The following is a 6,967-nucleotide window of genomic DNA, read 5'->3' as shown; positions in this document are numbered from 1 at the left end:
CCTCGAAGCCGGCCCGGGCGAACACCTCGATCGCCCGGTGCTCGGCGGGGCCCAGGTCGGCCGCCGCGGCACCGGTGTCGAGCAGCGCGGTCACCAGGCAGCCGGAGCACCCGGCGCCCCGGATCCCGCAGGTGTCGCAGTCGATGAGCATCAACGCCTCCTGACGCGTCGCCGGTGGCGGACAGGAGAGGAGCCCACCACCGTCGGTCACCACGAGGCTAGGTCGGGGGTGTGACAGAACCGGACAACGAGGCAGCACCCACCCCGAAACCGATCATCGGCGTCAGGACCGGGCGAGCCGCCGCAGCAGCGAGTCGGCGCCGAGCGGGTAGGCGCCGTGCCGGCGTACCCCGTCGGCGACCTCGCGGTCGGAGGAGACCACCACCACCGGCCGCCCGGCCGGCTCGGCGCGGACCAGCCGGCGGATCAGCTCGTCCGCCGTCTCCCCCTTGCGGGAGAAGAGCACCCGCACCCCGCGCGGCGCGGGCGGCAGCCCGTGGATCCGTTCGGCGCCGTCGAAGACCACCGTGACCTCGTCCCCGGTCTGCGCGGCGATCCCGCCCAGCCCGGTGATCAGCCGCTTGCGCTGCTGCTCCAGCGACATCTCGCCGAAGCCGCGCTTGGTCACGTTGTAGCCGTCCACGACGAGGTGCGCCCTGGGCAGGGCGAGCAACTGGTCGAGACGGGCCGGGTCGTCGGTGTCCCGGGCCCGGGTGGCGGCCCCGGCCGGCGCGGCACCGGGCTGGTCGGCGAACGCGTCGGCCACGAAGTCGGCGGGCAGCTTCTCCACCGGGTCCAGGGCGAGCTCGCGCCGGAGCCCGACGGCGGCCTGCCCGATCGTCTCCAGCAGCAGCCACAGCCTGGCCTCGTCGACCGAGCGGGCCTCCTTGGCGCTGACCCGGGCCACCCCGGCCGCGGCCTCCGCCTCGGCCAGCCGGGCCCGGGCCCGGCGCAGCTCGGCGTCCGCGTCGGCGGCCGCGCGGGCGGCCCGGCCGCGCTCGGTGGCCAGCGTCTCGGTGGCCTTGCGCTCCCGGGCCTGGGTCTCCCGGAGAGTACGGGTGAGCTGCCGGGCCTCCTCGCGGAGCTGACCCAGCTCCTCGCGGACCCGGGCGAGCTCGTCGCGGAGCTTCTCCGCCTCGACCCGGGCCACCGCCCGGTCGTGCTCGGCGCGGGTGGCCCGCTGCTCGGCCTCGCGGACCAGCTCGGCGACCACCGCGCTGTCCGCCTCGGCGCGCACGGCGGCGCCGCTGGCCTCGATCAGCTCCCGCCAGCCCCGGGGCCGGGACAGGTAGGCCAGGGCGGCCACCTCGACCGGGTCGGCCGCCGCCGGGGCGGTCCCCTCCACCACGGCCGTGCCCAGGTCGCCGGCGTCGGCGAGCACCCGGGCGGTGACCCGCTGCCGGAACAGCGGGTCGGCGGTGAGCTGGGCGGCGATGGCCGGGGCGCCGAGCCGGGCGCGCCGGTTGGGAGCGAACTTGGCCACCCGGCGCAGCGGCACCGGCACCTCGTCGGCGGCCAGCCCGGGCAGCACCGCGGCGGTGAGCGCCACGATCCGCTGCCGGACCGGCTCGGGCAGGGTGGGCTCCGGCTCGGGCGGCGCGGAGGGGGCCTCACCGGCGTCGTGCGCGCCGACCACCGACTCCTCCGCGGAGGAGTGGTCGTCGTGCGGCTCGGTGAGGGGCATGTGGCAAGTCTCCCACCCCGAACGGGCTCACCGCCGGGTGAGTGAGCCGATCTCTCATCCTACCGCCGTGGTAACCCGTGGGGCTGCCGGGACGGGAGTGTCGGACCCCGCCGCTAGCGTGCCGCGGGTGACGCGAGCGGACTACGTCCAGGAGGCCCTGGCCGGCCTGGACCGGGTGGCGGGCACGGGTGTCGACCTCGCGCTGCCGCTCTACGCGACCACCTTCGTGGTGGTCGACCTGGAGACCACCGGCGGCGCGCCGGACGGCGGCGGGATCACCGAGATCGGCGCCGTGAAGGTGCGTGGCGGCGAGGAGCTGGCCGTGCTGGCCACCCTGGTCAACCCGGGGGTGCCGATCCCGCCGTTCATCACCGTGCTGACCGGGATCACCCAGGCCATGCTGCTGCCCGCGCCGCCGATCGAGCAGGTGCTGCCGAGCTTCCTGGAGTTCGTCTCCGACGCCGTCCTGGTCGCCCACAACGCCCCCTACGACGTGGGCTTCCTCAAGGCCGCCTGCGCGAAGCACGGCTACCGCTGGCCCAACCCCCGGGTGCTGGACACCGCCGCGCTGGCCCGCCGGGTGCTCACCCGCGACGAGGTGCCCAACCGCAAGCTGGGCACCCTGGCGGCCTACTTCCGCACCGCCACCCAGCCCACCCACCGGGCGCTGGACGACGCCAAGGCCACCGTCGACGTGCTGCACGGGCTGATCGGCCGGCTCGGCGGGCACCGGGTCGACACCATCGGCGAGGCCATCGAGTTCGCCCGGGCGGTCACCCCGACGCAGCGCCGGAAGCGGCACCTCGCCGAGGGGCTGCCGAAGGTGCCCGGCGTCTACATCTTCCGGGCCGCCGACGACCGGCCGCTCTACGTCGGCACCTCCGGCGACATCGCCACCCGGGTGCGCAGCTACTTCACGGCCGCCGAGAAGCGGGCCCGGATCTCGGAGATGCTGGCCGCCGCCGAGCGGGTCGAGGCGGTCGAGTGCGCCCACTCGCTGGAGGCCGAGGTGCGCGAGCTGCGGCTGATCGCCGCGCACGCGCCGCCGTACAACCGGCGGTCGAAGTACCCGGAGCGCCAGGTCTGGCTGAAGCTGACCGACGAGGCGTACCCGCGGTTGTCGATCGTGCGCGCCCTCGCCCCCACCGACTCGGCCTACCTCGGCCCGTTCCGCTCCAAGCAGGCGGCCGAGCTGGCCGCCGCCGGGTTCCACGACGCGGTGCCGCTGCGCCAGTGCACCCACCGGCTGTCCCGGCGCACCACCATGCCGGCCTGCGCGCTGGCCGAGCTGGGTCGCTGCCCGGCGCCCTGCGAGCACCGGATCACCCCCGAGGAGTACGACCTCCGCGCCGCCGTCCCGTTCCGCACCGCCACCCGGGACGACCCGCAGGTGGTGGTGGACGCCCTGCTGGCCCGGATCGAGGTGCTCTCCGCCGCCCAGCGCTACGAGGAGGCCGCGGTGGTGCGCAGCCGGCTCGCCGCGGTGCTACGCGCGGCGGTCCGGATGCAGCGCCTGGCCGCGCTGACCGGCATCGCCGAGCTGGCCGCCGCCCGGCCGGCCGCCCGGGGCGGCTGGGAGCTCGCCCTGGTGCGTCACGGCCGGCTGGCCGGCGCCGGGGTGTCACCGCCGGGTGTCCACCCGCGACCGACCATCACCGCGATCCGGGCCACCGCCGAGACGGTCCTGCCCGGGCACGGCCCGGTGCCGGCGGCCACCGCGGAGGAGACCGAGCGCATCCTGTCCTGGTTGGAGCGACCGGAGACCCGGTTGGTCGAGACGTCGGCCGGCTGGGCCTCGCCGATCGCCGGCGCGGGCCGGTTCCGCGACCTGCTGACCAAGGCGGAGAACGGCACATCCCACCAACTCTCGACCGAACGCTCATGACCAAGTGTCCGATCGGACTACGTCAACTCCCTTAGGCTGTTGGAGAAGTGCAGTCCTGCCCGATTCGCGGGCCTGCTCCCGGTCGCCGGCCCCCCGGCGCATCCGGGGGCCGGGGTGAGGAGGTGTCCCAGGTGGACGTCGACGCCGGACACGGCGCCGCCCTGGGCGGCGCCCTTCCGACCCAGCCCGGCGACCTGCCGCTCTCCCGGCGCCTGCGCTCCCTGCTCACCTGGCCCACCACCGACAACGACCCGGTCACCGCGCTGGTCCGCGCCCATCGCGGCATCCATCCCAGCGCCGACGCGTCGGTGCTGCGGCGGGCCTACACGATCGCCGAGAACATGCACCGCGGTCAGTTCCGCAAGAGCGGCGAGCCCTACATCACCCATCCGCTCGCGGTCGCCCAGATCTGCGCGGACCTCGGCATGGACACCACCACCCTGGTCGCCGCGCTGCTGCACGACACCGTGGAGGACACCCGCTACACCCTCCAGGCCCTGCACGAGGACTTCGGCCGCCAGGTGGCCCACCTGGTCGACGGGGTGACCAAGTTCGACAAGGCGTTCTACGGCAAGGCCGCCGAGGCGGAGACCGTCCGCAAGATGATCGTGGCCGCCGGCAAGGACGTCCGGGTGCTGATCATCAAGCTGGCCGACCGGCTGCACAACATGCGCACCCTCGGGGTCCGCTCGGCCGCCTCCCGGGAGCGGATCGCCCGCAAGACCCAGGAGGTGCTCGTCCCGCTCTGCGACCGGCTGGGCATCCAGACCCTCAAACGCGAGCTGGACGACGTGGTGCTGCTGCACCTGCAGCCGGAGGAGCACGCGCGGATCGCCCGGTTCGTGCACGACCGGCCGGGCTGGGACGCCTACCTCGACGACGTGGTCGCGAAGACCCGGGTGGCCCTGCGCCGCAGCCGGGTGGACGCCGAGGTCGGCCCCCGCCCCCGGCACCTCTACTCGATCTGGAAGGACACGGTGGCCGGCGAGCACACCGCGCCCTACGACCTGCCCCGCATCGCCATCGTGGTCGACGGCCCGGCCACCGACTGCTACGCCGCGCTCGGCGCGGTGCACGGGCTGTGGCGGCCGGTGCCAGGGCGCTTCAAGGACTTCATCGCCTCCCCGAAGAACAACCTCTACCGGTCCCTGCACACCAGCGTCTGCGGTCCGCAGGACCGGACCGTCGAGGTGCTGATCCGCACCGAGGAGATGCACCACTCCGCGGAATACGGCGTGGCCGCCCACTACCGCTTCCCCCGCGCCGCCGGCCGGGCCGAGGAGCGGACGGACGAGCTGGCCTGGCTGCGCCGGGTGCTCGACTGGGAGCAGGAGACGGTCGATCCCACCCAGTTCATGGAGTCCCTGCGCTGCGACCTGGCCGAGGCGCAGATCCAGGTGGTCGCCGACGGCCGGCAGGTCGTGCTGCCGGCCGGGGCCACCCCGGTCGACCTCGCCTACGAGTTGGGCACCGAGCGAGGCGACCACTGCCTCGCCGCGCGGATCAACGGCCGGCTGGCCCCGCTCTCCTCCGAACTGGAGGAGGGCGACGTGGTGGAGATCTTCACCGAGAGCGACGCGGAGAGCGGCTTCGAGGTCGACGTGGCGCCGCGCGGGCCGCGCCGGGAGTGGCTGGGCTTCGTCAAGTCCCCGCACGCGCAGATGCAGATCAACCGCTGGTTCGCCGAGCACACCGAGCCGGGCATCTCGATCGCCGACAAGGTCCGCCTCGGCCGGGCCACCATCGGCCTGGCGCTGCGCAAGCACGACCGGGGCCTGGCCAGCGACCTCCCGCTGCTGCGGCTCTCCGAGGAACTGGGCTACCCCGACCTGGAGACCCTGCTGGTGGCGGTCTTCGACCGCACCGTGGAGCCCGACACGGTGGTCCGGCAGCTGATCGATCTGGTCGACCACCGGCAGTAGCCGAGCGCCGCTCATCCGCCGGGGCCGCCCGGCCACTAGCCTTACAGGCATGATCCCCCGCGCGCGTGCCACCGGACGGGCCCTCGGCTACCAGATTTTCTACCGGCTCCCGGTCCCGCTGCGGCGCCGGCTGGTCCGGCTCGCCGTGCCGAAGTACATCGTCGGCGCGGTCACCCTGGTCCGGGACTCCGAGGCCGGCGGGGCGGGGCGGATCCTGCTGCTGCGCCAGCCACCGGGCCACAGTTGGACCCTCCCGGCCGGGCTGCTGCAACGCGGCGAGGCGCCGGTGGTCGGCGCGGCCCGCGAGCTGCACGAGGAGTCCGGCATCCGGCTGGCCCCCGAGCGGCTGCGCCCGGCCGTGCCGAACGCCGTGGTGCACGCCAAGGGCTGGGTGGACGTCGTCTTCGAGACGGAGGTGCCGGCCTCCAGCACCGAGTTGACGGTGGACGGCGCCGAGGTCTTCGAGGCCGCCTGGCACCCGCTGGACGAGCTGCCCCGGCTGAGCCGGGCCACCGCCAACCTGCTCCGGTACTACGGGATCGGCCCGCGCGCGGGCGAGGTCCCGCCGGCGGCGCCACCCGCCGCGTGACCACCCCCGGCGCTGCCGGGCCCGGCTGGCGGGCCGCCGTCGACGTCTGCGCGGTCGTGCTCGCCGCCGGTGAGGGAACCCGGCTGCGCCCGCTCACCGCGCACCTGCCCAAGGCGCTCTGCCCGGTCGGCAACGTGCCGCTGCTCGACCGGGCGCTGGACCGGCTGGCCGGGCTGGGCCTCACCGGGCCGGACCGGGTCGCGGTGAACGCCTGCTACCTGGGCGGGCAGGTCGTGGCCCACGTGGGCGACCGGGCGCACCTGTCGGTCGAGCCGGGCGACCCCCTCGGCACCGCGGGCGGGCTGGGCAACCTGCGGGACTGGATCGCCGGGCGGGGGGTGCTGGTCGGCAACGCCGACGCGTACCTGGCCGACCCGGCCGCCCCGCCGGGGCCGGACGTGGCGGCGCTGCTGGACGGCTGGAACGGGCGGAGCGTACGCCTGCTCGGCCAGCCGGCCGACGACCCGGCGGCCCCCGGCACCTTCGGCGGCCACCGGTTCGTGGGGTTCTCGCTGCTGCCGTGGCGGCTGGTCCGGGAGCTGCCGCCGACCTTCGGCGACCTGGTCCGGGCGGTCTGGCGGCCGGCGGAGGCGGCCGGCGCGCTCACCGTGGTCCCCTACCGGGGCACCTTCTACGACACCGGCACCCCGGCCGACTACCTGGCGGCCAACCTGCACGCGGCCGGCCCCGGCGGCCTGGTCGACCCGTCCGCCACGGTCGGCGGGCGGGTGACCCGCTCGGTGGTCGGCGCGGGCGCGGTGGTGCAGGGCGTGGTGGACCGCTCGGTCGTGTGGCCCGGCGCGACGGTCGCCGCGGGGGAACACCTGAGCGGGGCGATCCGGGCGGGTGCCGACCTGACCGTCCCGGCGGCCCGGTGACCCGCCCAG

Annotated in this window: 5 protein-coding genes; 4 read left to right on the top strand and 1 reads right to left on the bottom strand. The window is 75.6% G+C overall.

What is annotated here, in order from left to right; all coding sequences use genetic code 11:
• Nucleotides 1-283: 283 nt before the first annotated feature.
• Nucleotides 284-1,684, bottom strand: a complete 1,401-nt coding sequence (locus F8274_RS16205) for an NYN domain-containing protein (RefSeq protein WP_151463224.1) — start codon at nt 1,682-1,684, stop codon at nt 284-286.
• A gap of 127 nt (nt 1,685-1,811) precedes the next feature.
• Between F8274_RS16205 and F8274_RS16200 the strand changes: the two genes are divergently transcribed.
• From F8274_RS16200 to F8274_RS16185, 4 genes are all read left to right on the top strand, one after another.
• Nucleotides 1,812-3,569 carry a DEDD exonuclease domain-containing protein gene (locus tag F8274_RS16200; RefSeq protein ID WP_151463223.1) on the top strand — a complete coding sequence of 586 codons (1,758 nt, stop codon included), beginning with the start codon at nt 1,812-1,814 and terminating at the stop codon, nt 3,567-3,569.
• Nucleotides 3,570-3,700: 131 nt separating this feature from the next.
• Entirely contained in the window at nt 3,701-5,491 is a 1,791-nt protein-coding gene (locus F8274_RS16195) for a bifunctional (p)ppGpp synthetase/guanosine-3',5'-bis(diphosphate) 3'-pyrophosphohydrolase (protein ID WP_151463226.1), read from the top strand.
• 49 nt (nt 5,492-5,540) lie between these two features.
• On the top strand, nt 5,541-6,080 hold the full coding sequence (locus F8274_RS16190; RefSeq protein ID WP_151463222.1) for an NUDIX hydrolase: 540 nt from the start codon (nt 5,541-5,543) through the stop codon (nt 6,078-6,080).
• Nucleotides 6,077-6,958, top strand: coding sequence for a sugar phosphate nucleotidyltransferase (locus tag F8274_RS16185; RefSeq protein ID WP_151463221.1), 882 nt, complete (start codon nt 6,077-6,079; stop codon nt 6,956-6,958). Before F8274_RS16190 ends, F8274_RS16185 begins: the two co-directional genes overlap by 4 nt.
• Nucleotides 6,959-6,967: the final 9 nt, after the last annotated feature.

Source organism: Micromonospora sp. AMSO31t, assembly GCF_008868175.1.
GTDB lineage: Bacteria > Actinomycetota > Actinomycetes > Mycobacteriales > Micromonosporaceae > Micromonospora.
The sequence above is the reverse complement of the archived record's forward strand: the minus strand, read 5'-3'. Positions and strand labels throughout refer to the sequence as shown.

Bases quoted from the DNA above. Each gene is read 5' to 3' on its own strand.
- F8274_RS16205 (WP_151463224.1), bottom strand. From the start codon at position 1,684: ATGCCCCTCACCGAGCCGCACGACGACCACTCCTCCGCGGAGGAGTCG.
- F8274_RS16190 (WP_151463222.1), top strand. From the start codon at position 5,541: ATGATCCCCCGCGCGCGTGCCACCGGACGGGCCCTCGGCTACCAGATT.